24 protein-coding genes are annotated in these 24515 nt (G+C 51.4%); 6 read left to right on the forward strand and 18 right to left on the reverse strand.

Annotated elements, in window-relative coordinates:
* Positions 1 to 352: 352 nt before the first annotated feature.
* From ACH1XZ_RS16750 to ACH1XZ_RS16765, 4 genes are read right to left on the reverse strand one after another with little or no spacing between them, the layout of a single operon-like run.
* On the reverse strand, positions 353 to 1954 hold the full coding sequence (locus ACH1XZ_RS16750; RefSeq protein ID WP_395596474.1) for a cyclic peptide export ABC transporter: 1602 nt from the start codon (positions 1952 to 1954) through the stop codon (positions 353 to 355).
* Positions 1955 to 1979: 25 nt separating this feature from the next.
* A complete protein-coding gene (gene fhuB / locus ACH1XZ_RS16755; RefSeq protein WP_395596475.1) occupies positions 1980 to 3971 on the reverse strand; it encodes a Fe(3+)-hydroxamate ABC transporter permease FhuB in 1992 nt (663 codons plus the stop codon).
* A complete protein-coding gene (locus ACH1XZ_RS16760; RefSeq protein WP_395596476.1) occupies positions 3964 to 4821 on the reverse strand; it encodes an iron-siderophore ABC transporter substrate-binding protein in 858 nt (285 codons plus the stop codon). The genes fhuB and ACH1XZ_RS16760 overlap by 8 nt, the downstream gene beginning before the upstream one ends.
* Before the next feature lie 2 nt (positions 4822 to 4823).
* Complete coding sequence (locus ACH1XZ_RS16765; protein WP_395596477.1) at positions 4824 to 6959, reverse strand: TonB-dependent siderophore receptor; 2136 nt, start codon at positions 6957 to 6959, stop codon at positions 4824 to 4826.
* Between the two features lie 178 nt (positions 6960 to 7137).
* Here ACH1XZ_RS16765 and ACH1XZ_RS16770 point away from each other — a divergent pair, with 178 nt between their 5' ends.
* From ACH1XZ_RS16770 to ACH1XZ_RS16785, 4 genes are all read left to right on the forward strand, one after another.
* On the forward strand, positions 7138 to 7890 hold the full coding sequence (locus ACH1XZ_RS16770) for an AraC family transcriptional regulator (protein WP_395596478.1): 753 nt from the start codon (positions 7138 to 7140) through the stop codon (positions 7888 to 7890).
* A gap of 225 nt (positions 7891 to 8115) precedes the next feature.
* Entirely contained in the window at positions 8116 to 8451 is a 336-nt protein-coding gene (gene symE, locus ACH1XZ_RS16775; protein WP_395596479.1) for an endoribonuclease SymE, read from the forward strand.
* 317 nt (positions 8452 to 8768) lie between these two features.
* Positions 8769 to 9956: a PAAR domain-containing protein gene (locus ACH1XZ_RS16780; RefSeq protein WP_395596480.1), complete on the forward strand. Its 1188-nt coding sequence runs from the start codon at positions 8769 to 8771 to the stop codon at positions 9954 to 9956.
* Positions 9946 to 10209: a hypothetical protein gene (locus ACH1XZ_RS16785; RefSeq protein WP_395596481.1), complete on the forward strand. Its 264-nt coding sequence runs from the start codon at positions 9946 to 9948 to the stop codon at positions 10207 to 10209. Before ACH1XZ_RS16780 ends, ACH1XZ_RS16785 begins: the two co-directional genes overlap by 11 nt.
* Before the next feature lie 464 nt (positions 10210 to 10673).
* Here the strand turns inward: ACH1XZ_RS16785 and ACH1XZ_RS16790 are convergent, their stop codons facing one another.
* The 12 genes from ACH1XZ_RS16790 to ACH1XZ_RS16845 all read right to left on the reverse strand — a co-directional run bounded on the left by ACH1XZ_RS16790 (position 10674) and on the right by ACH1XZ_RS16845 (position 18774).
* Positions 10674 to 11681, reverse strand: a complete 1008-nt coding sequence (locus ACH1XZ_RS16790) for a restriction endonuclease (protein WP_282676468.1) — start codon at positions 11679 to 11681, stop codon at positions 10674 to 10676.
* Between the two features lie 76 nt (positions 11682 to 11757).
* A complete protein-coding gene (locus ACH1XZ_RS16795; RefSeq protein ID WP_395596482.1) occupies positions 11758 to 12588 on the reverse strand; it encodes a DUF4942 domain-containing protein in 831 nt (276 codons plus the stop codon).
* A 113-nt stretch (positions 12589 to 12701) separates the two neighbouring features.
* Positions 12702 to 13022, reverse strand: a complete 321-nt coding sequence (locus ACH1XZ_RS16800) for a TA system toxin CbtA family protein (protein WP_072057623.1) — start codon at positions 13020 to 13022, stop codon at positions 12702 to 12704.
* 33 nt (positions 13023 to 13055) lie between these two features.
* On the reverse strand, positions 13056 to 13379 hold the full coding sequence (locus ACH1XZ_RS16805; protein ID WP_395596483.1) for a type IV toxin-antitoxin system YeeU family antitoxin: 324 nt from the start codon (positions 13377 to 13379) through the stop codon (positions 13056 to 13058).
* A gap of 12 nt (positions 13380 to 13391) precedes the next feature.
* Positions 13392 to 13862: a RadC family protein gene (gene radC, locus ACH1XZ_RS16810; protein ID WP_100684818.1), complete on the reverse strand. Its 471-nt coding sequence runs from the start codon at positions 13860 to 13862 to the stop codon at positions 13392 to 13394.
* Positions 13863 to 13932: 70 nt separating this feature from the next.
* Positions 13933 to 14754 (reverse strand): DUF932 domain-containing protein, encoded by an 822-nt coding sequence (locus tag ACH1XZ_RS16815; protein ID WP_202785644.1) that lies wholly within the window; start codon positions 14752 to 14754, stop codon positions 13933 to 13935.
* A 98-nt stretch (positions 14755 to 14852) separates the two neighbouring features.
* Positions 14853 to 15065, reverse strand: a complete 213-nt coding sequence (locus ACH1XZ_RS16820) for a hypothetical protein (RefSeq protein ID WP_049141565.1) — start codon at positions 15063 to 15065, stop codon at positions 14853 to 14855.
* A gap of 81 nt (positions 15066 to 15146) precedes the next feature.
* Positions 15147 to 15506, reverse strand: coding sequence for a hypothetical protein (locus ACH1XZ_RS16825; RefSeq protein ID WP_228688666.1), 360 nt, complete (start codon positions 15504 to 15506; stop codon positions 15147 to 15149).
* 86 nt (positions 15507 to 15592) lie between these two features.
* Positions 15593 to 16057: a hypothetical protein gene (locus ACH1XZ_RS16830; protein ID WP_395596484.1), complete on the reverse strand. Its 465-nt coding sequence runs from the start codon at positions 16055 to 16057 to the stop codon at positions 15593 to 15595.
* 54 nt (positions 16058 to 16111) lie between these two features.
* Positions 16112 to 16789 carry a helix-turn-helix transcriptional regulator gene (locus tag ACH1XZ_RS16835; RefSeq protein WP_228688664.1) on the reverse strand — a complete coding sequence of 226 codons (678 nt, stop codon included), beginning with the start codon at positions 16787 to 16789 and terminating at the stop codon, positions 16112 to 16114.
* Positions 16790 to 16848: 59 nt separating this feature from the next.
* A complete protein-coding gene (locus tag ACH1XZ_RS16840; RefSeq protein WP_395596485.1) occupies positions 16849 to 17577 on the reverse strand; it encodes a YaaW family protein in 729 nt (242 codons plus the stop codon).
* Between the two features lie 210 nt (positions 17578 to 17787).
* Entirely contained in the window at positions 17788 to 18774 is a 987-nt protein-coding gene (locus tag ACH1XZ_RS16845) for a hypothetical protein (RefSeq protein WP_395596486.1), read from the reverse strand.
* Positions 18775 to 19271: 497 nt separating this feature from the next.
* Here ACH1XZ_RS16845 and ACH1XZ_RS16850 point away from each other — a divergent pair, with 497 nt between their 5' ends.
* The gene (locus tag ACH1XZ_RS16850) at positions 19272 to 19841 is read left to right on the forward strand and encodes an inovirus Gp2 family protein (RefSeq protein WP_069303586.1); all 570 of its coding nucleotides are present in this window, start codon (positions 19272 to 19274) and stop codon (positions 19839 to 19841) included.
* Between the two features lie 156 nt (positions 19842 to 19997).
* Complete coding sequence (locus ACH1XZ_RS16855) at positions 19998 to 20225, forward strand: helix-turn-helix transcriptional regulator (RefSeq protein ID WP_395596487.1); 228 nt, start codon at positions 19998 to 20000, stop codon at positions 20223 to 20225.
* Positions 20226 to 20437: 212 nt separating this feature from the next.
* On the opposite strand, the gene ACH1XZ_RS16860 is transcribed toward ACH1XZ_RS16855, so the two are convergent.
* Positions 20438 to 22648: a DUF262 domain-containing protein gene (locus ACH1XZ_RS16860; RefSeq protein ID WP_395596488.1), complete on the reverse strand. Its 2211-nt coding sequence runs from the start codon at positions 22646 to 22648 to the stop codon at positions 20438 to 20440.
* A complete protein-coding gene (locus ACH1XZ_RS16865) occupies positions 22635 to 24461 on the reverse strand; it encodes a DUF262 domain-containing protein (RefSeq protein ID WP_395596489.1) in 1827 nt (608 codons plus the stop codon). Before ACH1XZ_RS16865 ends, ACH1XZ_RS16860 begins: the two co-directional genes overlap by 14 nt.
* Positions 24462 to 24515 lie beyond the last annotated feature (54 nt).

The raw sequence follows: 24515 nt of genomic DNA on the forward strand, positions 1-24515 counted from the left end.
GAGCAGTGCAACACGGCTTTCGCTCACTGTTGCGAGGTGGCGTATATTACGCTTTCCTCTTTCAGAGTCAAGCGTTTAATTTCGCTTTTCTCTGTTGAGATTCTCAGGAGAACCTCGCTGACCCGGCGGCTTGTTTGCCGTTGTTCCGTCTCAGTGGGGCCGCATTATAGGGAGTTTCTTCAGGGCCGCAACCCTTAAATTGCAGAAAAATGACTGACTGCTGCAATCCCCAGCAGAACCCCGCCTTATACCCATTTACACACAGAGTTATCCACAAAATTCATCTATTCATATGATCTCCGCGTATCCCCCCTTCTTTATATAGAGGGAAAATGGCTTATCTCAGCCACCACTATTCGACAATACGCCCTGACTCGAGCTTGATAATCCGGTCCGCAAGGTGGAAATAGCGATCGTCATGGGTAACAGCGATAATGGTTTTCCCCTCAGCCTTCAGCGCCGGCAGGATTTCCTGGTAAAATACCGCTTTGAATTCCGGGTCCTGATCGGCAGCCCACTCATCGAACAGGTAGATTGGCCGCGCTTCCAGCCAGGCCTGCAACAAAGCCAGCCGTTTGCGCTGCCCTTGCGAGAGCGCCGTCGTCGAGAATCGCCCATCGGCAAAACGGACCTTATGGCTGAGCTTCAGCCGTTCGAGTAACTCCCCCACCTGTTCCGCCGTGCGCTCATGCACAAACGCCACGTTATCGAAAAGGAAGAAATCATTGAACACCACCGAGAAGCATTGCCGATATGCCTCCTGTTGGTCATCGGTAACCCGCTGGCCGTTTAAGCGCAGCGTTCCGCTATCGGGCGGATAGATCCCCACCAGCAGATTCGCCAGCGTCGTTTTCCCGCTGCCGTTGCCGCCGACGATAAAAACCAGCTCGCCAGGATTAAACGTCAGGTCGAGTGGCCCCAGGGTAAAGCGTTCACCATCTTCCCCCTGATACTGATAGCTCACCTGCTCCAGCGCCAACGAGGTGAATAGCCCCTCTGGCAACGGACGCTGCGCCTGCTCCGGCGGTAGCGCTCCCTGAAGTTGCTGTACCCGCTGCACCGCCACCCGCGCGCTGGCGATCGTCGGTAGCGACGACAGCACACCTTCGACGGGCACAATCATATAAAGGAAGATCATCACGTAGCCGGTAATCGCCGCCGGTTGCAGCGTTAGCGCTTCGCGCAGGCCAAACAGTACCAGGCCGATAAACACAAAGAACAGAATGCTGCCCCAGCTCGTCGCCAGACCATACAGGATGTAGCCCCGCGTCCGCTCCCGACGCACCGCCTCAATATTCTCCGCCAGTTCGCCATCCACAAAATGCCGCCGACGCGCGGCGTTAAGCCGATATTCGCGCCCGCCGTCGAACAACGTTTTGCACTGTTGAATCAATGTATCTTCCCGTCGCCGGGATTGTCGCAACAGCCCAAGCGCGCGCCCGTGTGCCGCCTGATATCCCAGCGTACCGAGCACAATAGCCAGCATCGCCAGCCCCAGCACGCTAAAAGAGAGCGTCGCCAGGTAAATCAGACACCCGAGGATCACCGCGCTATAGATGAAGAGATTCGGCAGGTTGACGAAAAAGACCACCAGCGTATCGAGATCCTGCGTCAGCACCGAGATAGTCCGCGCCATTCCAGAACGCTCCAGCTGCAGCCAGCGGGTTTCACTCACCCGATGCGTCAGCTCACTACGCAGCCGCGCCTTTACCTTCTGCCCAAGATACATAAAGGTGGTTTGTGAGATAACGCGGGTTGCCAGCATCAAGCACGCCAGCAGCGCAAACTGTATTCCCGGTGCCAGCCAGCCGTGCGCTGGCGGCAGATTCAGGCTGTGGTTAATCATCGCCAACAGCGACGCATTGCTCAGCCCGCTAATCAGCCCGGCAACCACGGCCAGCAGTAGCCAGCCGCCGACCATCCGAAACAACATCAACAACAACGACATGCTCATTCCTTTTTTATAGTTTGCTTCTTTATTACGTCTGATGAGATGACGGCCTATTTCTGCCACGAATCAACGGCCAGACCAGCAGCGGCACGCCGATGAGCGATGCCACCAGCCCCACCGGCAGCTGGCGCGGATAGAGCGCATTGCGTCCCAGCCAATCGGCAACGGTCATGATGCAGGCGGAAAGCAGCACCGCGGTGTAGAGCTGCGCCAATACGCCCTTCACGCCAACCCGGCGCGCCAGATGCGGGCCCAGAAGCCCGATAAACGACACCGGCCCCACTAATAAGGTGGCAAGCCCAGTCATCAGCGCCGCCAGCGCTAGCACACTGAAGCGGGCACGCGGCAGCGAGACGCCTAGCGAACCGGCCACGCTGCCCATCGGCAGCAGTACCAGCCAACGACGAAACAGCGGGGTGATGACCAGCAGCACCAGCGTGGCGATAAACAGCACCTGCGCCAGAGAGGCGCTGATGTAGTAGGTACTGCCGGTCATCAGCGGCAGCAGCACCGCGCTGGCGGAGAGGTTATTGAGCATCACGATGCTCACGGCCGCCTGGCATAACGCATTCAGCGCCAGCCCGTTAAGCAACACGTGCTGAGGATTAAACGCGCTGCGTCGGCTATTCCACATCGTCAGTAACAAGCTGATCAGCGCCCCCGCCAGGCTGCTTAATAGAAGAAAGGCGCTGCCCTGAGTGGGAAACAGCAGGATATAGACGGTGACGCCCATCGCCGCGCCGCCGCCGATGCCCAGCACTTCAGGGCTCGCCAGCGGGTTGCCGCTTACGCGTTGCATCAGTACCCCCGCGCCCGCTAACAGCGCCCCGGCGCTGATGGCGGCCAGCAAGCGAGGCACCCTGAGCGGCAGCAACTGCGTCAGCTCCTCATGGCTTGCCCAATGCCAGTGGCCGAGGCCCAGCCCAAGACAGAGTGAAACCACAATGGCGATAAGCAGTACGGCAGCGGCGAGCCACGGCACCCAGCGGTGGGTTGAGGCATCCGCCGTCAGTGGCGACGGGGAAGTATCCGGAACAGGTTGTCGGGCATGACGCGCCAGCAGGATCAACAGCGGCCCGCCGGTCAGTGCAGTCAACATACCCACCGGCAGCAACTGACCGTTCAATAGCGACACCCGGGACACGCAGAGGTCGGTAAACCACAGCAGCCCCGCCCCGGTGAGCGCACTGTGCAGTATCAGTTGGCGCGACGTGCGCGCACCGCCAAAGCGGGCAAGATGCGGCGCGGCCAGGCCGATAAAACCAATCACGCCGACGGCATTGACCACCAGCGCGCTCATCACCAGCGCCAGCAGCACCGCCGCACTGCGAATTTTCAGCGGCGAGGCCCCCAGGCTACTGACCATGGTTTCCGGCAGTTGCAGCAGCTCCAGCGGTCGCCACAAAAAAGCCAACGCCAGCAGGCAAAGCGCCAGCCAGGGCAGCAGCGACATCAGCAGATGGCTATCCTCCTGCGCCAGCGAACCGCCGCCCCACATCAACACGGTCAACAGAAAACGGTCATTGATGATGGCAATAAGCATCGTCAGCGCGCCGCACCACAGGTTGATCATCATCCCGGCCTGGATCATCACTAAAGGCGAGAGCCGCTGCCGCCAGCTCAGCGCCAGCACCAGCAGCAGCGCGGCCAGTTCTCCCACGACCACCACCGCCATTTTGGCTTCGGTCAGGAGTAGTGGAAACCAGAGCGATGCTAGCCCCAGCGCCAGCGTCGCGCCGGAAGTCATCCCAAGCGTAATCGGCTCCGCCAGCGGATTGCGCAGCGCCCGCTGCATCAACCAGCCGCAGAGCCCGAGCGTCGCCCCGCCGACAATCGCCATACCCTGCCGTGGCAGCCACATGCTGTGCAGAATAATCGCCGTAGGTTGGAGGTTATTGGCATACAGCAGTGCGCACAGGCCACCTTCGCGTAGCACGTCGCTACCGGCGAGCAACAGCGCCGCCAGCCACAGCAGCGTGATGAGCCCCCATGAGAGACAGCGGGAATAGGGTTCATGCATCGCGCCACCCCGCAACAAAGGGATAGAGGATATCGGCGAAGCGCCCGGCGGTGATCAGCGCACCGGTATCGCTAATCGGCTGTTCAATCACTGCTATCGGATACCGCGACGTCACCGGCAGGCGCTGCCACAGCGCGCTCTGCCGCCAGCGGGCAACGGCATCACGCTTGTCGTCATCGACCAGCAGGATAAGCCGGGCGTTCACCGTGGCAATGCTGGTCAACTCCACCAGCACCGTCCCTTCCGCCCCACGGCTCCCCTGCCAGGCATGACGCAGGCCGCAGGCGGCCAGCACATCGCCAGGCAAACTTCCCGGGGTGTAGAGCCGCAGATGCAGCGCATCAACAGGCGTGGCGCAGAACACCGGTTGCCGCACCGTCTGGGCAACCTTGCGCACGCGGGCTAGTTGCGATTGCAGATTGTTGAGCAACACCTGCGCCTGCGTTTCTCGTCCGAAAACATCACCAAGCTGGCGCGTGGCGTCGATAAAGGAGGCAAGCCCATGGGTTGGCAGCGTCAGCGTCGGCGCGATTTTTTCCAGCGCGGGCTTCAGCAACGTATGTTGAGGGGTTATCACAATGCGGTCAGGCTTTAAGGCGTACAGCGTTTCGAGGTTCGGCTGGAACAGCAGCCCTAAATCCTGCACCGTTGAAGGCAGCACGGGCTGCGGGATCAGTTTGCGATACCAGTCAGGCGCCGAGACGCCAGCAGGCGTAATACCGAGCGCGAGGATCATCTCAGCCAGCCCCCAGTCCAGCACCGCCAGCTTCTGCGGGACCGCAGCACTCCCGGCCCACGACATCGCGGGAACGAGCAGTGCTGCGGTTAATAACGTGCGTCGTGAGAGCATCGTTACCACTTGTAGCTAACGGTCGCCGTCAGCTGACGTTTCATCGCGTATTCACAGCCGTTGTTCTGGCAGGTGGCGAGGTAGGTTTTGTTGGTCAGGTTCGCCGCGTTCAGCGCAACGCCCCATTCACGCCAGTCGTAGCCCAGACGCGCGTCGTAGACCGTGGCCGCCGGTACCTTCAGGCTGTTGTCGGTGTTGGCATAGCTGCTGCCGACATAGCGCACGCCGCCGCCGATGGAGAAACCGTCCAGCGGGCCACTCAGCGCATACTGCGTCCACAGCTTGGCGCTGTTGCGCGCAATACCAACCGGATGTTTACCTTCGGTGCCGTCGTTTGCGCTGATCACTTCCGGATCGGTCAACGCGTAGGACGCCAGAACAGACCAGGCCGGGGTGATATTGATCTTGCCATCCAGCTCGATCCCGCGCGATCGGATCTCACCGGTCTGCACGCTGTAGTTGGCGTGATCCGGATCCGGCGTCGCCACGTTAGTTTCCCGCAGGTTAAACAGCGCCAGCGTAAACAGCGCATCCAGCCCAACCGGGTCGTACTTCAGGCCCATTTCCGTCTGCTTGCCTTCCGTCGGCTTAAAGCCGTGACCATAAAAATCGGTCGTGCTGCTCGGCACAAACGAGGTCGAGTAGCTGACGTACGGCGCTAAACCGTTATCGAAGTGATACAGCAGCCCGGCGCGTCCGGTGGTCGCATAGTCGTTGCTTTCGGTACGCGCGTCGGTCAGCAGGTTGGTGCTCTTGGTTTTCGCCGCATCGTAACGCCCGGCCAGATTCATTATCCAGTTTGCCCATTCAAGCTGATCCTGCAGGTAGAACCCGGTTTGATCGAGCGTGGAGTGGGTGCTGCTGGTGAAGGCTGGCACTTTAACCGGCGTACTGTAATCCGGGTTGAGGTAGTTGATCGGGCTCGCATCACCGTAGCCTGCGCGGCTGCGCACCGAGCTATGCATCCGGTCAATCCCGGCCAGCAGCGTATGCTGTACCGGGCCGGTTTGCAGATGGAACTCCGCCTGGTTATCCACGGCGAAGTTGACCATGGTCTCCTGCAGGTTCATCGAGTAGCGGTCGATCAGCGGCGCATCCGCATGAACGCCCCACGGGTAGACCATCAGGTAATCGCCGGTGCTGCTGATATAGCGCAGGTTCTGGCGGAAGGTCACCGTGTCGTTAAAGTCGTGGCGGAACTGATAGCCGATGCTGCCCTGCTTGCGCTCATAGCTGTCAAAGCCAGGCTGGCCACCGTAGAACTTACTGGAGATCTGCCCGTTCGGGTTATAGGTCAGCGTGCCGGAGGTGGGCATCTGGTTGTAGAAGCCGCTGTCCGGATCTTTACGCAACTGCGCCAGCACCGTCAGGCTGGTGCGATCGCTCGGCTGCCAGGTGAAGGATGGCGCAATGTCGTAATGCTGATAGCGAGTGTGGTCGACCTGCGTTTCGGTATCGAAGAAGGTCCCCGCTACGCGGCCAAGCAGCGTGTTGTCGTCGGTCAGCGGGCCGGTGACATCAAAGCCGGTGCCAAACAGGTTGTTGTTGCCGGTGGACATATACACTTCCCCGCCAGGCTGGGCCTGCGGAGTTTTGCTCACCATATTGACCACCCCACCCGGGTTGGCTTGGCCGTACAGCACCGACGATGGGCCTTTCACCACCTCAATACGCGACAGCAGGAACGGGTCCCACGCCGGACGACTCCACCAGGCTTCGCGCGGCAGGCGCAGGCCATCGAGATATTCGTCGGCTTCAAAACCGCGCACCACGATAGTGTCGAAACGGGTATCCGGCCCGGCGTTTTCCGATGCCACGCCGGAGACATAGCGCAGCGCCTCCGGAATGGTTTTCGCCGCCTGCGCCGCGATTTGCGCCTGTGTAACGACGGCGATACTTTGCGATGTGCGGCTGATCGGCTGGCTGGATTTCGTTCCGGCAGCCGCGTTGTGCGCCACCAGTGAACTCTCATCATCCTGCCCCTGCGACGGTGCCGCGGCGGTGACCACTATTGTCTGTTCTTTTGTGCTATCGTGACCGTTATCCGCAGTGAACGCTTGCCCGCTGTACCCTGCGATGATCGTACATGCCAGTACTTTCAACGGTTTATCCCTGAAAAACTTGCCAACCAGATTCATAGCATTTCCGACTGTTATTAGAATTGGATGGAAATGATAATTATTCAAGTTTAAAAGAGAAGCCCTTCCATGGCAGAATGGCGTTACTGGCCATCAGGATGTCGCCATCCGGACAAAAGTTGTCTCTAAACGCAGCAGTAAGCATAAATGGTGAGAATCAGACAGAGGGCAGGTGAAGATGACCATTCCACACGCGATTGAAGGGCTGCGCCAGCTCAAATACGCTCCGGGCAGCGAAGAGCCGGTTCACCAGCACGAGCAGGGGCAGCTGATTTATCCGCTCAGCGGCGTGGCGAAAATCGTCACCCCGCAGCATATCTGGCTGCTGTCGCCCGGCCGCGCAATCTGGCTACCCGGCGGGCTGCCGCACGGGCTTCAGGCCGTGGATCGCGTGGTGACGCAGAACCTGTACCTTAGCCCGCAGGCTTCCCGCCTGTTTGGTAATCAGTGCCGCGGCCTGACCGCCACTCCCCTACTCCACACCTTGATTGATGCCGGGCTTGAAGATGCCATTCCCCCAGAGCGGATGGCCCTGCTTCAGGCGCTGCTGACCGACGAGCTACAGCGTTTACCCGCCGCCGCGCTGTGCCACGTGATCCTCCCCAGCGACCGCCGGGTGCGCCAGATCTGCGATACGCTGTGCCGCGAGTTGGATCACACCGCGACCCTCGCCTGGTGGGGGCAAAAGGTCGGAGCCAGCGAACGCACGCTGGCACGCCTGTTCCGCGAAGAGACGCACCTGAGTTTTTCCGAATGGCGGCAGCAGATTCGGCTGCTGGAAGCGGTGTGTAATCTGGCGCGCGGCGTGGCGGTGAATACGCTGGCGCAGGAGCTGGGTTATGCCAGCGCGAGCGCGTTTATTGCGATGTTCAGGAAGAAGCTGGGGGTGTCGCCGCAGCGGTATATTCAGGCGGCGATGGTGATGTCGTGATTTTATGGTTATCTATTTTTATTATTAATACGGGGACTGTTTTTAATAGATAATATTAATAATGGTTTCCGGTTTTATATTTAATAGCGTTTATTACGTTTTATTTTCGGCTGGCTTTTATTTTCTGTACTGGGTATATTTACAGGTATTATTTTGCGCGATGCGGGTGTGCGCCAACACGCCCGCATCGCTAATCACACCTACTATTTCACGAGAATAGCAACTATGACTAATACCGATTGTATTGTAGATTCGTTTGAACCAGAAGTAGCCGAAGGAAATAAGCGGAATTTAACCGTGAGTTATGTGAGCCGCGCGCCAGATTACCATCGCGTTCCAGCGGTGATGATGAAGGGGCAATGGCTGGAAGCGGCGGGGTTTGCCACCGGCACGAAGGTTGAGGTGCGGGTGATGAAGGGGTGTATGGTACTGACGGCGGTGGAAGATGAAGCTGACGAGGTGCTGGAGACGGCGCGGGTGGTGGGGAAGTTGTCGGTGCGGAAGCGGAGGCAGGTTAGGACGTTTATTGAGGTGATTGAGGGGAAAGGGAGTCGGGGGTGAAGGGGTAAGATTAGGCGCTGAGAGGCGCCTTTTTTGTTGGCTGTTTATTTAGGGTGAAACTGTATTTATGGGTGTTTGGCACTGGAATATTTATCACTCTCTTCCCGTACTATGAGTTAGGGTACAATTATCAGCGTGTGGAATATATTATGATACCTATTCAGACGACTATAAAGAATAAAATAATTGGGAGGAGCGCGCGCCCTTTACTTGTTGTTACAAAACATCATTTAGCTTAAGTCTAATAATTATTGCTCATGTGGTGATTGTTTTTAAAATGACCGCAGCGATTATTTCCATAATAGATAAAGGGAATTATGTCTGTAAAACTAAAAGTCATTACCGTTGGGGATAAAACCACCACAGGGGGAACGGTAAAAAACGGTGCTCTGACGGTGTTTTGCCAAGGCCGACCTGTTGCTCTTATTGATTCCGAATCTTTTTGCCCTCAATGCAAAACTCTCGGAGTTATCCGGCAGACCAGGCCATTCAACGTTTTCACTGAAAACAAACAAGTTTGTCTTGAAAACGATGTGGTTGAATGTGGCTGTCCGATAGGTACTAACCGCCTGATTGCTTCCCCTGATGCCTATGAGTTTATTGGTTACGATGATGGTTCGGTCAGTTCCACCATTTCTTATAAAGAGGTACCCGACTTTATCCAGAACGGGGGAAACACTCTGTTCAGCACGGGGGAGAAAGAACCAGAACAGCACGCACAGGTAGCGAAAAAACAAAATAGCTTTGCTGACATCTGTAAGCCAAAAGATAACCAGCTACTGAACGGCGTTTACCTCTGGACTGAAACGACAAGTGCAGGTCATGTTTTCGTTTCGGTGCATGACAATAACAGCATCTGCCTCTACACCTATGGACGATATGGACGCACTGATAAAAGTACCTTCACCGGGGATGGGATTTTAGATTTTTTCCAGGATGAAGATGCGCGTAAGTATTACCGATACGAACTTTATGAAATGGGTGCTCGCGCTTTCCGCATTGATGATGCAGATCCTAAAATAACCCGTAACTTCTTCGAAAGCCTTTGGAATAGCGGTGTAACCCCCATTCAAACGCCAAACATGCAAGACGGTACAAAGCGAAGAGGCCGCACAATTGATAAGTATGATGTGACCGATAGTAACTGTACCACCCACTCAGTTGAGGGGATCAAGTTTGCTGGCTCAAAGTTATTCGATCACGGTTACACATCCACGACAACACAGCTACCAATCGACATAGAAGACGATTTTACTATTCCGGTATCACTGCAAAGTTACCTTGAATCAAAGAGTGTAGGTGACACCTCAATTCTTGTTGTCGAAATGACGAATATACTCAAACAGCAGTACCCTAACACCGAGAACAAAAGCCCTCAACCCATGGGAGGGAGTGCAAAAATTCAACAACCTGCTGCCGATTCCGCTGCAGTTGCTGGCTCAACATCCCCATACTCAGGTGGTACGGTAGGCGGTTCATTGGGAAGTACTTACGATGATGAATAAGAAATTCTGGATCAGGTGGGCGAGTATCGCACTGATCTGTCTGGCGTATTACGTTATCGTGCTTTATTTCGACCTGGTCTTCGCTCTTAACTTTTCAGAGACAATGAGCCAAGGCGGAGCATTTACACCTTCTCAATGCACCTGGTTTGTTAAGGAGCTATCGCAAAATCACTCTGATTCGGCTTTAGCTTCTATCATTGGTTTCGCTGTTTGCGTCCCTCTGATTCTGCTCATCTTCAAGAAAGTGAGATGACCGTCAAAGGCTGGGAGATCCAGCCTTTGACCTTATCCCTGATTTTAGACAATAAAAACCTAGTGCCCCCTGGTGGTAAGACAACGCGCGGAGCCATTAGGCGACAACATCAGGGTATGTCAGACAGTGAAGTTTATCAGGATGACCATTCCCCAAAAAAGCGAGGCCGAACCGCTGGCTGAGCATGCATTTCGTGTGTAGGTGCTGCATTAGGGATGATGGACAAATTCTGGATTATAAGCACAAAAAAAAGACGTTCGTTGACGTCTATTGATGTTCCGATGGTGCGAAGGCCGGACTCGAATTTAACACCCAAAATACTGATATCAATAGATTTTATAAATTGGCATAAACAACCATACCCACACTTGTACCCACAAGTTAAAATCCGTACAAAAAATAGACATTGTGAGTGGGTATAAAGCCATATCAGTAGAACACCGATATGGCTATCAAAGCAAGATTCAGGCAGGTAGGAAAGTTTTCTTTAGGGGCACTAAAATCTTGGTCTCGATGTCGACTTGCTCATAGTTTTCAATCAATGTTCTGACAAGATCTTCAAGTGTCCATAGAGTCAGCGGGATATTCGAACGATCGGCTTCATAGCGAGCATCCTTAGTAAAACCGCCAGTGCTAACGTAAAGGCCGCGATCGTCTTTATGACGACCACCAATAAAACTTCGAATCTCCGGGCTTCCCATCTGTCCTTTACGGTGTTTTACCTCAACCACAATACGCGGGTTTTCAAACCCAAACCCATCTGGCGAGGCAATAATATCCTTCCCACGATCTGGCCCCACGGGAGATACTTGTGTTTTATACCCCATACTGCGTAAAACGCCAGCTACCAGATACTCCATTTCTTTCGGTTCGAGTGCATTAACTCGATCTTTGATGCCTTCACGCGCCAACGATTCCATATCACGAAGTAGATCAGGGGTGCCTTCATCTTCATCCATAGTAATTGGATTCTGAGTAATGACATCTATAGTGGGTTTCTTATCCTGCAAAAGCTCCTCTAACGCATACTCTGGAAGCTGGAAAACCGTCAGCGTAGAACCCAATGTATTCTTGGTAGCAACAGACAGTCTATCGCGGTCGATTTCTTGAGTATTCCATTTAACCTGCCGAGCGATACCCATCCCCTCTTCCACCCATTCAGGATGATATTGGAAGTCTGAAGTAACTTTGCCTAGCAAATAAGTACGGTTGGCTGGCGAATAGGTAATAACCCAATCACCCTTTTGGATCTCATTCACAAAACGCCAGACCTGCGATGCACCAGAACGCGCAGTTCCCAGCTTTGTTAAGGGATCTGCCTCCTGGTATAAGGCGAGTAACTGGGCTCGGGACAGGCCGGGTTTGACTAATGGAGCCAGCTGAGACCAGCCAATGCCAACAATTTGCTTATCGCGAAAATCGTCATAGAGCTTACCGCCGTCACCGCGGATCATCCACATTCTGTTGCCCATACTCGTCCCTTCATGAGGAAAAGAAATTAAGCTGGATCATAAGCTTGTTAGCCGTAGGCGTCAAAACTCTCCAAAATTACTTCGCTAACATTCCTGGGTAGTGTTTAGCGATAATATCGTTCATCCTCTCGACCAAATCCAGGCGCTTAAAAGTCAAGTGCGCAGTGCCCTTCTGAAAGTAGCGAACGCGGAAGAACTCATCCTCATAAACATCCTTATCCGGGTTATCTCGAATATGCGCCATCAACCGAGTAGTTATATCGCTACGGTTGTCAGGTATTGATTTACCACTCAGCAAAAACAGCATTCGCTCTAAGTCAGCCAACTGATCCCTCCGCCAACCCCAGTTAAGGCTAAAACCCCAGCGGTTATGAATTACCAAATTGTTAATGATTATCTTCTTACCAAATCTGCAGGGACTATTGGTTTTGTAATCCCACGACAGGCCTTTGAAGACATTAATGATCCCGCGCTCAAAGACATCCATTTTGTTCAGATGTAACTGTTCAAAAGTACTGAGAATGTTCGCCTCACTGATAGCTGGAAGATCGCCCTCCTCCAGGTTCTTGTGCCACTGGTCGCGAGCCTGTGCATCCATCAAGACCATCATGCCTGATTTCAGCATCAAATCGCGCCAGATACTACTGTCGATATTGCGGGTGACTGCAGGCATCGCTTTATCAGCCTTCTCAGTCAGCCAACTATCGTAGCGGTGCCCAGGCTTCATCGCCCAGTCTTGCGCTGTACCACCGCCAATTTCTGAGGTTAACCCTGAAATGGCATCAAGCTGCTCAATGAGTTGTTCTATCTGTTTTAATGCGGAATCGCGTCCAGTGACTACACGTTCGATACTGGTCGAAAGAATGAGCTCATTGTGTTCCGTCAACACGTCGTGTTCTGTTTGCATCGTTAATCGTCCATAAAAGCAAACACGCCTGCCGGGAGTGGCAGGCGCATTATGCGATGAATAAAAAAGGTGGGAAGTTCAGATGTAAAAATCAGGAATGGGGCTCGAAGAAATCAAGTATTTATTAATCCGGTAGCTCGCCTGGCTCTGAGAATATCGGTGGCGGTCAGGAATGGTGTTTGATCTTGCCAAGTGAATCCCTTACGGTCAGTGCGTACCAGTTCATAGCGTTCCACCAGGAAATTCACTGCATCAGCAAGTGTAATACCAGCTTCAATATGCTCTTGGATGGCCTCGTCGTCGTGAAATGGCGTGTCGTTAAGTGTCAGGCCGTAATGGTGTTCCAGCAGATACGTTAACAGTTGCTGCCAGACCTGTACGGGCGACAGGCGTGACGAAACCGGCACCGTGGCCGGTACAGTTGAAATGTGCATAATTTGGGTCCTGATAAAAGAAGAGAGAAGACGTTATTGGGTGGGATAAACAGTGAGGTAAACGTAGCCGCAGCTACTAAGGGTATCAGCTATACAAGTTAGACCTGTAAGCTGAATGGTCATCTGATGTTGCTGCTGTGGATTTAGCTCACCGGAACGCAACATATTTTCTAACTGCTCTATAAACAGTGGGAAAGCATTTTCCAGGCTTTGTAGCTGCTCTGGGCTAAAGCTTCCCATCAAACCAGCCCTGTCAGCCAGGTAATGCAGCCGGTTGCCTTCCTGAACTAATCTTGCGCCAAATCGTGGGGTGATATCGCTTTGTAGCCCCCATTCATGGGATAGTGTGAATGGCATGAAAACCTCCGTTTAAAGCAACCCCTGCTCAGCAAAAGAAACCACTTCATTCCCAACAACCAAATGATCCAACACTCGCACTTCTACCAGTGCTAACGCTTTCACTATCCGCTGAGTGATATGTTTATCCTGCTGACTGATTTCTGTCGTACCTGACGGATGGTTATGAGCCAGAATGACTGCAGCAGCATTGTGCTTCAGTGCCAATTTAACCACTTCGCGGGGATGAACTTCGGTTTGGCTGAGTGTGCCGGTAAACAGTGTTTCGCATCCCAGCAGGCAGTGCTGATTGTCGAGATACAACACCATAAAAACTTCACGCTCCTGATGAGCCATCTGTAATTGCAGCCAGGTTTTAGTGACGCTGGTGGAAGTAAATGACTCACTCGGTTGACGCTGATATTTCTCCACCAGTCGTAACGCCCGACGAATGATGCGTTGCTCTCTTGCAGGAAATACCGGGGATAAATTGAATACAGACATATTTGCTCCTTAAAACAAAAAGACTCGCCGATTTATTGGCAAGACCTTAGGGAAGGGATAATAGAAAGGCTCACGAAGCAAGCTGCAGCATATTCTCGGCCATCACCCACAGAGCGCGATTGAGCTTTACATCCCCGTCAATACCTTTGACGGCGCGGGTTTGAGCACGTTTACCTTTCATCGTTCGTCCCGACAGTCCACCTTTAATCAGGTTCTCCTGAATGCGCTGATAAGTGGTCCACAGGTCATTACTCTCATCCTGCCAGCGCCGCGGGATAAGGATCTGCGATTCCGTCACCGGCTGATGCTCTTCACCAAAGCGATAGGTTAATGCCGCTTTTGCCATTGCTAGTTGGGCCGGTGGGGGGAGTAGCAGCGACTGCATCGCATCTCGCTTCTCTTCAACCCGGTCAAATATCCCCAGTACCTCATAAGCCCCTTCAATGACTTTCTCCACCACGTTACCCTTATGGGGAACACGCACTTCACCAAAGCTCTCACCGCAAATCAGCCCATTTTGGCAAACCGATCTAAAAAGTCCCGGCAGCATCTGGTATGAGCTGGAACCGTCATGGCTATTAAGCAGAATAATTTCCGGCACTTGCTTGCCAGTGATTTGGCCTTCGCGGCGCAGGCGCAGCATATGTTTAGTGTGTTCACGCTTGCTCTGATCCCGCACACGAGTCTGGCAGGCAAAGAACGGCTGGAAGCCTTCTCGCTGCAGGTTATCGAGAAGGGTTATGGTCGGGATGTAGGTGTATCGGTCGCTACGTGATTCATGCTTTTCTTCACTAAAGACACTCGGTACGTAATGCGCCAGTTCATCATGGGTTAGAGGACGGTCGCGGCGAACCAGGTTGACCGCACCAAAGCGGCTGGCTAATTTCATGATAATTTCCTTAGGTTTTGGGGCATAAAAACAGAAGCCCCTGCTCCGTGAGGAGGCAGGGGCTATGTGCAGGTTCAGTGATCCTTGCAGCAGAAGGTGGCTCAGAAGTTGTCCAGGATCCGTAATATCTGCGCCATCAGGGCAGTTATCAGCGCGGTCACCAGCAGCGTGGCTGCTTCTCTGGCTGCATCTATGCTGTCGTCATCGCGACCGGCCTGACGAAAGCGGATTTCAATAAATTGTCGGGCTTGCTGACCGCCGTACCAGGTCAGAACCTGACCCAAAGCGGTCACTAGCATTTTCAGAAAAATCATAGGGTTTGCTCCGGACTGCCTGACGGCAGTCCGTTGGTGATGTGACGTCTTTTATGGAGGGAGATGAAACAGAGAGACTACTCAGTTATAGGTGTAGCGCCACGCCCCTCTGTCGGTGGTGACTACCACTTCCGAAGCCACGCACTCATTATAAAAATTCACTTTGACGGACTGCCCGTAGCGCAGAGTGATCGGCAGAATGGTTTCCTTGTTAACGGAGGACATAAACTTTTTGTTGTCGATGCGGCAGTTGCCCCGATTAACGTCAATGTTTTCAACTTTCACACTGTCATCCAGCGAGGTGACCACTACAGTGGCGTAGCGTGTTCCGGCAGGATGAACATAATCACTGGTCTCCACTTTTATTGGAGAAGTTGGCTCGGCCAGCGCCGAAGCAGACAGTAAAAATAGTGCGGGTATCAACCATTGTTTGATTTTCACAGCAAATTCCTTTTAAGAGTAACGTATCGCCGGAGCACGAATATCATCATTCATTACCAGCAACAGACGGTAAAAACATGTACAAATCAGAGTGAGGCCTTTGCCACACAGCCGTGTGTGCCAAACTCTGGCAGCACCTTCGCAGCCCCGGCTAGCGTGAAAGTTGCGGGCTTGACCCCTTCACCGGATACCGAGACCTGTTTGCCGTTACGCAACTGTGTCCAGGCCAGCACCAGGTTATTGCTGCCGACACGACTGTCAGACTCACTGATATCAATGGACTCCCCACCGTCAATGCTGACCTGGAGGTTTCTATCCTCATCCATACTGACTTCATGCCCGTTAGCGTCCGTAAATATGACCGTGGCTGGCTGTGAGCCGTAATCCTCACAGGACAGATATAACTGCGACTGACCTTTCCCCTTAATAACAAACTCTGATACGCCTTGGCCCCAACCACTGGACCAGGTGTCCTTATTTCCAAAAGCCTGCGCCATGACCGGAACTAGGCCACAGACCAGCACGAACGCGCTGAGTGATGAATTGTTCATGAATGTATCCTTTTATGAGTAAAGCAAATTGTCCTGACGGACGGGAATACGGGCTCATTCCTTGATGAGTCCGCTGATATATTGATAATGCGGCAGGGCCTGAATGAATCTCGGGTCCTGAAAAATGCGAGTGATATGGCTGTTTCGCACAAAACCGCTGAGGGTCATCACCACATCAGTGATGGCTGAAAGGGTGAACACCTGAATGCGATCTTTCGATACGGCCACCAAGTACCACTCCCCGTCCAGACAGATAAGCCGGTAAGGGGCCACTGCTGACTGCTGATGACCCTGATGCAGAAAGTGAACACGGCGATTACGGATGATGGCCTGAACGATAGCCTGGAAACCACCAAACAACGCAGGTGCCTGACGTGGCGGGGCATTCCAGATAATGCAGGGAGAATCCTGACCACTGTCGAGCAACACCGACAGCAGCCTGGGATCCAGGGTAGGAAAGTAATGTGCCACGCTGGTTATCCGGGCAAAGCGGAGAATGTCGCTGTTGGTGCGAAAGGGCCCTCGGGCATCCAGGAGTCGGAAGCTTCCACGGGAATATTCGATGTCGAGATAACGCAGACGCTCACGCAAGTCGCGCTGAACGGTGCGCTCAGAAACGCCAAACTCCTGAGCCAATTGTCTGACGCTGAGTGATTCGCCCATAAAGAGGCGACTGACCAGGATGGCGAGACGGTTGGCCAAACGATCATAGCGGTGTCCCTGTTCAGGCATGGAGTGTACTCCCAGCAGAAAATATTGGTACCAGTCATCTGCTGGCAGTGAAAAATGGATTAACGGGAAAGACGTTGCTGCCGGAGCCAGGCTACGATGATGCAGGCCGGTATGGTGACCCGGTAAGCCGGACCCGCAATATCGGAAATCATCCACGCCGAACTGAGCGCAATGGCTACGGGACCGGCGATAACGGACAGCACTCTGGATGCCACCACCACAGTGCCCCAAGTGGCAATCCCCCCCAGTGATGTAATGACGCTGGCGGACAGCACGGTGGCGAGTTCTAGGGCGGCCAGCGAGGAGGTACGTATGGCTGCCTGTACTGCCATCAGAATGAGCTGAGGGGTGGGGTTGGTCAGGTCGAGTTGCATATTGCGAGAAAAAGTAGCCAGTTCTTCCGGTGTCATCTGGTCCAGGCTTTTCTCCAGCACCTTCATCAACAGGCACAACTCAATGGTCTCGGTGGTGCTTTTCAGGTTGTAGTTCACATTAAGCTTATCGCAAACATCCTCGAGGATTTCCCGGTAGGTCACGCCCTGCCCCAGCCGAATCAAACTTACCAGCGTATTGGCCCCGTAACGCTGAAATTCAGCCGCTATCAGTTGCCAGTAGCGCCGGTGTTCCGGTGCCAACAGACGGTATTCAGGGGTACTGGTCAGGCTCTCTGTCCAGCGGGTGTCGCCGTCACGAGGGTCAGTGATCAGAATAGAAACCAACAGTTGCAGCTCTTCATTGCTGCACTGGCCCAGCAGGTTTAAATCGGGGTCGTTACGGTAGACAGCCATTGTTCTTCCTCAGTCAATGTGGTGAGAGGTCACACTGTAAGGGGGGCTGTTGCACAGATAGGTCTTATGAAATGGTGAATTTTTACGCGGATGGAGTTGAATGCGACACTGAGTGTCATAGTCCCGTGACAACTACGACTAAAACATACACACTGAGGTTGGGAGCTGCCATCATCCATTATGATAATATATGTCTGATTTTATGATGAATTACTGCATTTGTTCGAACAAAGACTGTATAGCCAGATCCATCAGTTCTGAGTGGTCCATACTGTGTTTTTTTGATAATTCCTTAAGCATCCTGATGCTTTCTTTGCTCAAGCCGAGAAGTTTGGCAGTCTGTTTTTTATCCGTCTCTTTTCTTTTTTCACGTACCTTCTTTTGTGACCAAGCTTTAGTCAACGAGGTGACTAACTCTTTAAAATTGTCTTCTCTTGTAAGCAGATAAAGCTGTGTGATTAATACGTATTTATTATCACTCTCCGTGAGAGGTTCTAAATCAGCCAGGAACTTATTCTTTTTCTTTAAGTAAAAAATTGAAAAAGAAACCGACTCCTTGCTTTTCATCAAAGAGGTGATATTGACCTCACGCCTGCATATCTCTTTACCTCTCTTGTAGTTACAGGATAAATGTGAAATCAGAAGATTTATTTCAGTATTTTTGAATGGCAACAAACTTAATAAGATCAAAATTGATTTGTAGCGTTCTTTATGCCCGCCTACTGCCCTGGGCAGACAAAATGTATCAGAAACGTATTGAACTTGCGGGTTATCCCCCACATCACTATAGCGATGTATATTATCCGCTCTAAGTAGTTTAAACACATCTCTCCATCCGAGCTGCATCAGATTCCACCAGAAATAGTGGCATGCCTCGATATCATTTTTAAGCCATACAATACAACCATCGGAGAAAGCGTCACTTCCTACATCTTTTACAATTTTATTTACCTTATCAAAAGGAGATATTATCTTATCAGAAGCAACACCAGAACAAATAAAACTTATTAATTTCGAGTCATCATTGGCTATTTGAGGGAAAATTGAGTTTGCTACCGTTATATCGAGCGAAATTAATATCCGCCTCAGTAGGGGCAATGGAAAGGTTGAAAGGTATTCCCTTATCAGCATTGGATCATCTCCTGCCAATTCCTGCGCAGATTTAATTCTCATCCTTTTTATACACTCATCATTCATGTCCAGTTCCTTCTATCAAACCTCCTTTTAGGATAACTTAAACCAAGGTATTAATGAAGATTATTCGTGTTAAAAACGATTCTTCATAGAGGAAAAAACAAGGAAAAAACGTTCCATTCATAGCGAACAGACCCCTGTAAATACTGGGACAAATGGTACTTTAGTGACATAGTTAAGCAACTTCCCCATACAACGTTAACTCCAGAGCGACTGAAGGACCAGCCAGGAGCACGCTGATGGTGCATGGCCCCCCGGATGCACACACTTTACATGGCTCAAACTGTCGGATTGGTAATATATACCTGACACATCCTTTCTCTCTGTTACGCTTAAAGCTATGGGTTACCTTCATAACCCTTCTGTAATCAGAAATGATTTAATCAAGATAGGTTGAAACATCAAATCTCAGTTTTAATTACCTGAAGCATTATTTTTAAGAGTATTTTTTTACAGCTCCAGTCATTGATGTGAAAAACAAACCACTGGAGATTTCAACAATGAACAACACCTTTAATCCTTTCTGGCAACAACGTATTACCGACACCTTACTGAACGCCCTTAAGGCTTATCCGCGAGTATTAATGTTGAGGGTTGATCTACGACTACCCAATGCTCCTGCATCTACAGATGCTGCTGTTATTTCCCGATTTATAGACTCTCTGAAAGTAAAGATTGCAGTATACCTGCTTCGTAAACACCGCGAGGGCAACCGAAAACGCATGACCGACCTGCGTTATATCTGGGCAAGGGAATATGGAGAACGCAATGGTAAAAAGCACTACCACGTGGTGTTGTTGCTTAATCGCGAAGTCTGGTGTTCCGCAGGTAACTATAACGATCCGGCTTCACTGGCAGGGTTAATCAAACAGGCGTGGTGTAGCGCCTTACGGGTGGGTACTTCGGAGTATGCAACGCTGGCACACTTTCCGGAAAGCCCGGTGTACTGGATTGACCGCGGGAATAATGAGCAACTACAGGAGGCATTAGTACGGGCTTCATATCTTGCAAAAGACCATACCAAAGTCACCGGTGATGGCGAACGTAATTTTGGATGCAGTCAGCGCTGATTTTCCCGTCAAGATTCACCCCAGCCTATCGGGGCCGATAAGGCTCTCAGGTATTTTTTTACTGGCAATCCCTATCCTCTGAAGGAGTACTGGCGTGCAATAGAACTCAACCACGCCGGACTCCTCCCATCATTAATTTTCAGAGGGAGAGATTCCATGGCTACTATCAATAACCCCATTCTTAGTGCTGAAGACCCGCTTATCGATATGACATTCATCACCACATACACCGGCATGACAGATAAGTGGTTCTACAAGCTTATTCAGGATGGCGAATTCCCGAAACCCATCAAACTGGGACGGAGTTCCCGTTGGTATAAAAGCGAAGTGGAAATCTGGATGCTACAGCGTATTGCTGACTCGCGGCGGATAGAAAAAATATGAAACGTACTACAGTACGAAAACTGGGATTATTTATCCCTTCCAGACAGAGGTAACCATAAGCGTCAATACGGTGTGTATTGACGCTTATGCAGAACTAATATTTACTTTCTATGGAAGCAGAACGACGACAGCTGCAAGACTGCTTTGTGCTCATCCTGCACATGTACCCTCAACCGGGCTGCCCATTTCCTGCACAAGTAACCAGTACAGTGTCAGGTTTTGGAAACGGTATCCGCGTCATGCATCAGCGTATCTACCAGTGATTTAAAGAAGGACGGCAGGGGGAGTGGCTCACCTTCTTCATCCACATTGTGACAGTCAAACCAGACTCCGTTCTCATGTGCGATAAAGAACGTTTCCTCTTCACTTACCGTAAGCTCTATACATGGCCATTCATCACCATAGACTGAGTGATAGGTCACGGCAGTGAAAGGCGCGTTTCCATCCTCTCTGCGAAGAAGGGCCAACAACCTTTTCGAGAGCACCCAACTGTGCAGCTCCCGGAAATAGCCGCGAAGGTTTGTCTTACTTAGCAGATACACCTGGTTATCTAATTTGTCGATAATCTTTTCCGAACAGTAGCGAATGGTCTCAGGGTCTTTCACGACCAGTTCGCGCCAGCCGCCCGGGTTTGATTCCTGAATAATTTCTCGGAGTGTATTCGACATATCTTCTTTTTTATTCAGCTTATCCAGCAGCTCAATAAACACATTTTTCTCTGTCACCCTCAGCCAGTTCTCATTACGCTCACGCCAAGACTGATGTAAAGGAAGGCAAAAGGTGTACCGTTGTCCTTTCTGCCATATCAGATAATCTCCCAGTGACAGCAGCGCACGTTCAAGTAAGTGCTCGTAGTTATGCAGAACCTGTTCGTTAAGCACCCAATAGGTTTTCTCTGTCAGAGATATAAATCGGGTAAGATCGTAACCGCTATTATCAGCAGTTTTGGCCCCCTTGAGCAGCCCCCTTACTCGACCTTTAAGATGAGGGTGAGATTCTGCCCGAATTAAGGCAGGCTCCCATTCACTATCCAAAGTAATCAGCTTTGCTTTAAGGGCTTCCTCATCCCACTGCTCGTTAAAACCCAGTCGAACGTCAACTGTACTCATATAGCTGTAAATGTTACCAGCATATGGAGCCAGTTCATCCAGAGAACGAATAACCCCCACTGCAACCTGATTGCTGTCAATACGCATAGTGTACAGGAAGTTATCGGTGACACGACTCCATTGAGCGTGCTGCTCAGCGAAGTAGGCGTGGCTGGACGATTTCTTATAAGTAATAAATGCGCAGAGTGCATAAAAACGACATGCTCCAAGTAAGTCAGAGCCCGTTAGAAACTCCATCAGCAAGCTGCGGTGTTCACGGGTTGCATGCTGGGAGCAAAGGAAATCTAGTACGGATGAGATGATTTCGATGTTACTGGGGTTGAAGGTATCCTTCGCTTCGAATTCTGAGGAACTAAAACCTTCACGGGTGCTTCTCAGGGCGCTGAACCAGGTCGCATTTAGGTTTGCCAGCAGATATGCAGGTTCAGATGACTGACTGCATTCAAGAAGAAACGCCATCCGCTTAAAAAAGCGCAGAAAAAGGGTATCAAAGCTTTCGGCCCTTTTTTTGCTCAGATTCCAGAACATATCAGTCCAGGCCTGATCGATTTTCTCTCCAAATTTCACGGCACCAGGCTGCTGGCTCATTCTGCCTGAGAGCCAGGCTTTGAAGTTTTCGAAATCGGTAAGCGCTTTCCCCCGCGAATTCATTTTGATATAGAGATCGTCAGAAAGTCCAAATGAGGACAGGTTTAAATATTGGAATACCACAGGCTGCGAGTCAGAACTGCACAGTTTGAAATAAAGCCCACTCGGTGCGTCATCGAAGCATGATTGAATCGCATTCAGCATCGTCAAGCAGGCTGAAACCGTAGGGTCCTGAAGCCAGGAGTGATAAAACCAGCGGCTGTCCGTTATCTGTTCCCTAAGGTCAGGGGCATTCTCTGCAAACTGTAGACCACTGTTGTCGGCTCGCACCAGCGCATGGAAAAACTCCGTTGCGGCGGTGCGGGTCTGATATGTGAAACGGGATTTGCCCAAATGAGTGAATCGCTCAATGAAATCAGCATATTTACCCTCTTTGTTCGCCAGATACCAGTGAAGCAAGAAGAGAGTTGTAAGGCGCTGCTGGCCATCAAGGACCGAAAGGGTGGGACGCTCCTCAGTGCTGAGGTTTCCATAAATAAAATCGAGATCAAGCGGTAGTGTGCCAACAGGAGCTGTTAACGCCTGACTGAGCGACAGGAGAAACTGATCGCGAATCTCCCATGCGTCCTCGCGCCCCTGAGCATAGTCACGCTGTATGATGGGGATCTCAACGTTGCTTACTTCGCTGAATAAACTGGCGAATGTGATGACTTTACCTTGCTGCATACATTGCTCCATCAAAAAATACGGTCAGGGCGTCTGTAATTGCGCGCCGGTAGCTATCCTGATCCTGGCTACTCCAGAAAGTCATTTCGTGGACATTACTGCTGTAGTATTTAAGAAATACGTTTCTTGTACCGGGAGGGACAAAAGTTGACGCTTTGTCCGCTTCAATAATGCGATTACGCTTCACCGGAAAGATGGCGTTGCGATAGCTTCTGTTAGTTGACTGATCCAGTAGCGTAAGGTTTCCAATGCTGTCATCCCTGTCCAGTAGAGGCATCTGACTATACTCATGCAGAATGTCGCTGAAATAGACTTCAAATTTTTCACTGTCAAAGGGTTCTTCCAGAAGCAAAGCTTTTGCACGCTCAAACAGTACCTGTTGTGCTGAACTTACCTTATCAGTTCCTTCTTCCGATAAATTGTAAGGACGAAAATGCTCACGCATCACTTCTGTCCAGGCCTTCTGTCCGCTGATATTTTCCGGCATTTGTGAGCTGACTGAAGTAATGTGCTCAATATCCCAGGCGTCGAGCTTGTAATGCCGGAATGGGAATCGGGTAGATGAATTTTTGTTAGCCAGCAAAATGGCAATATTAAAAAGCAGAAGCACAGGACGCAGCGAACGCTCAGGATACGTCAGAGCAGAGAGTGTGGCGTCAATCTGGCTGCTGCGCTCGCCCCGTCCCTGGCTCAACGGGCCCGCGAGTCCTGGCAGGGCAATACGTAGTATTCTTTGCTTCAGTACGGCAATGAATTTCGATTTAGTCTCACAGCTTTCAGATTCGCTGATAAGCTGAGGAATGACGCTCTCACTATTACTAATGAGGTAACCGACAAGATGATAAGTCATGCGGCCTTGGTACCACTCATCGAGTAACATAAAACGCTGTTTGATCCGCAGCCACACTTTCTCTATACGCTCCGGATCCTGATGCGTTTCCTCCAAGTAATGAGCGAACGACAGGAATATGTAGTGTGGATCCTGGCGGGAAACACCAGACTTCAGTGAATCTGCGACCAGTCCGAGTATAAACTCTATGCGGTTGCTCTCACGGGGATGATTACTGATGAAATACCAGAAGTCCTCTTGCTGAAGACGGCGTTCTGTTTCATCCCACTCCTGCGCAATCCTGAGTTGGTGAAAGCGAACGTTGAGATCTGTTGCATGGCTGAAGTTCCCGGCATTAAGCAGCAGTGCTTTAACCAGCTCTGAGTTGGTTAGCGGGATTTTTCCACGATTAAGCCGGGAAAATACCTCAGTCACGTTTGCCTGCTCGCTTAGCTGATACCAGATCACTTTTACATTTTTACCAGCCTCATCATCATTGAGCAGAGTCTGCAAAAAGCTGAACTTATAGACAGGCGGTCGTGAACTGAACCATGCGTCTATTACTTCCCGAGCCTGATTCATATGATAAAAATCAATATTATCATCTGCGTGATCGCTATTGATATTGCTAAGGAAACTTGCACTCTCAGGACGGGTTTCGTAGCGCAGAGAGTACCCTGAATGTCCAAGCATAGCGGCAATGTCCTTCAGATAATGAAGGATAATGCAGATAGTTGTCAGGCGCTGCTGACCATCAACCAATTCCCATTCTTCGCCACACTGCTTAATAACAACAGGCTGTAGGCAGTAGAAGGCTTTGCGGGAACTTGACTCGCTGTTTTTCTGAAATTCCGCGATGTCATCCAGCAGATCTGTTACCTGCCTTTGCGTCCAGCGGTAGCCCCGCTGGTATGAGGGTATGAAAAAACGCTGTTTCATCAGGTCGCTAATTGGCCTAAGGAGAAGTTCATTGCTCGTGGTCATGTGCCTCCCTGCATGCCTGATTTTTCCGGCCGCATGTTAAGTAGTTTAAGTCAG

The organism is Kluyvera chengduensis, from assembly GCF_044197065.1.
GTDB classification, from domain to species: domain Bacteria; phylum Pseudomonadota; class Gammaproteobacteria; order Enterobacterales; family Enterobacteriaceae; genus Kluyvera; species Kluyvera ascorbata_C.

Excerpts from the sequence above, each read along its gene's own strand:
- ACH1XZ_RS16795 (WP_395596482.1), bottom strand. The coding sequence starts at position 12,588 with ATGCAAACAGAACACGACGTGTTGACGGAACACAATGAGCTCATTCTT.
- ACH1XZ_RS16760 (WP_395596476.1), bottom strand. The coding sequence starts at position 4,821 with ATGCTCTCACGACGCACGTTATTAACCGCAGCACTGCTCGTTCCCGCG.
- ACH1XZ_RS16845 (WP_395596486.1), bottom strand. The coding sequence starts at position 18,774 with ATGAATGATGAGTGTATAAAAAGGATGAGAATTAAATCTGCGCAGGAA.
- ACH1XZ_RS16820 (WP_049141565.1), bottom strand. The coding sequence starts at position 15,065 with ATGATTTTTCTGAAAATGCTAGTGACCGCTTTGGGTCAGGTTCTGACC.
- ACH1XZ_RS16860 (WP_395596488.1), bottom strand. The coding sequence starts at position 22,648 with ATGCAGCAAGGTAAAGTCATCACATTCGCCAGTTTATTCAGCGAAGTA.
- ACH1XZ_RS16835 (WP_228688664.1), bottom strand. The coding sequence starts at position 16,789 with ATGCCTGAACAGGGACACCGCTATGATCGTTTGGCCAACCGTCTCGCC.
- ACH1XZ_RS16785 (WP_395596481.1), top strand. The coding sequence starts at position 9,946 with ATGATGAATAAGAAATTCTGGATCAGGTGGGCGAGTATCGCACTGATC.
- ACH1XZ_RS16790 (WP_282676468.1), bottom strand. The coding sequence starts at position 11,681 with ATGGGCAACAGAATGTGGATGATCCGCGGTGACGGCGGTAAGCTCTAT.
- radC (WP_100684818.1), bottom strand. The coding sequence starts at position 13,862 with ATGTCTGTATTCAATTTATCCCCGGTATTTCCTGCAAGAGAGCAACGC.
- ACH1XZ_RS16865 (WP_395596489.1), bottom strand. The coding sequence starts at position 24,461 with ATGACCACGAGCAATGAACTTCTCCTTAGGCCAATTAGCGACCTGATG.
- ACH1XZ_RS16840 (WP_395596485.1), bottom strand. The coding sequence starts at position 17,577 with ATGGCTGTCTACCGTAACGACCCCGATTTAAACCTGCTGGGCCAGTGC.
- ACH1XZ_RS16765 (WP_395596477.1), bottom strand. The coding sequence starts at position 6,959 with ATGAATCTGGTTGGCAAGTTTTTCAGGGATAAACCGTTGAAAGTACTG.
- fhuB (WP_395596475.1), bottom strand. The coding sequence starts at position 3,971 with ATGCATGAACCCTATTCCCGCTGTCTCTCATGGGGGCTCATCACGCTG.
- ACH1XZ_RS16850 (WP_069303586.1), top strand. The coding sequence starts at position 19,272 with ATGAACAACACCTTTAATCCTTTCTGGCAACAACGTATTACCGACACC.
- ACH1XZ_RS16750 (WP_395596474.1), bottom strand. The coding sequence starts at position 1,954 with ATGAGCATGTCGTTGTTGTTGATGTTGTTTCGGATGGTCGGCGGCTGG.
- ACH1XZ_RS16780 (WP_395596480.1), top strand. The coding sequence starts at position 8,769 with ATGTCTGTAAAACTAAAAGTCATTACCGTTGGGGATAAAACCACCACA.
- ACH1XZ_RS16800 (WP_072057623.1), bottom strand. The coding sequence starts at position 13,022 with ATGCACATTTCAACTGTACCGGCCACGGTGCCGGTTTCGTCACGCCTG.
- ACH1XZ_RS16805 (WP_395596483.1), bottom strand. The coding sequence starts at position 13,379 with ATGCCATTCACACTATCCCATGAATGGGGGCTACAAAGCGATATCACC.
- ACH1XZ_RS16855 (WP_395596487.1), top strand. The coding sequence starts at position 19,998 with ATGGCTACTATCAATAACCCCATTCTTAGTGCTGAAGACCCGCTTATC.
- ACH1XZ_RS16830 (WP_395596484.1), bottom strand. The coding sequence starts at position 16,057 with ATGAACAATTCATCACTCAGCGCGTTCGTGCTGGTCTGTGGCCTAGTT.
- symE (WP_395596479.1), top strand. The coding sequence starts at position 8,116 with ATGACTAATACCGATTGTATTGTAGATTCGTTTGAACCAGAAGTAGCC.
- ACH1XZ_RS16770 (WP_395596478.1), top strand. The coding sequence starts at position 7,138 with ATGACCATTCCACACGCGATTGAAGGGCTGCGCCAGCTCAAATACGCT.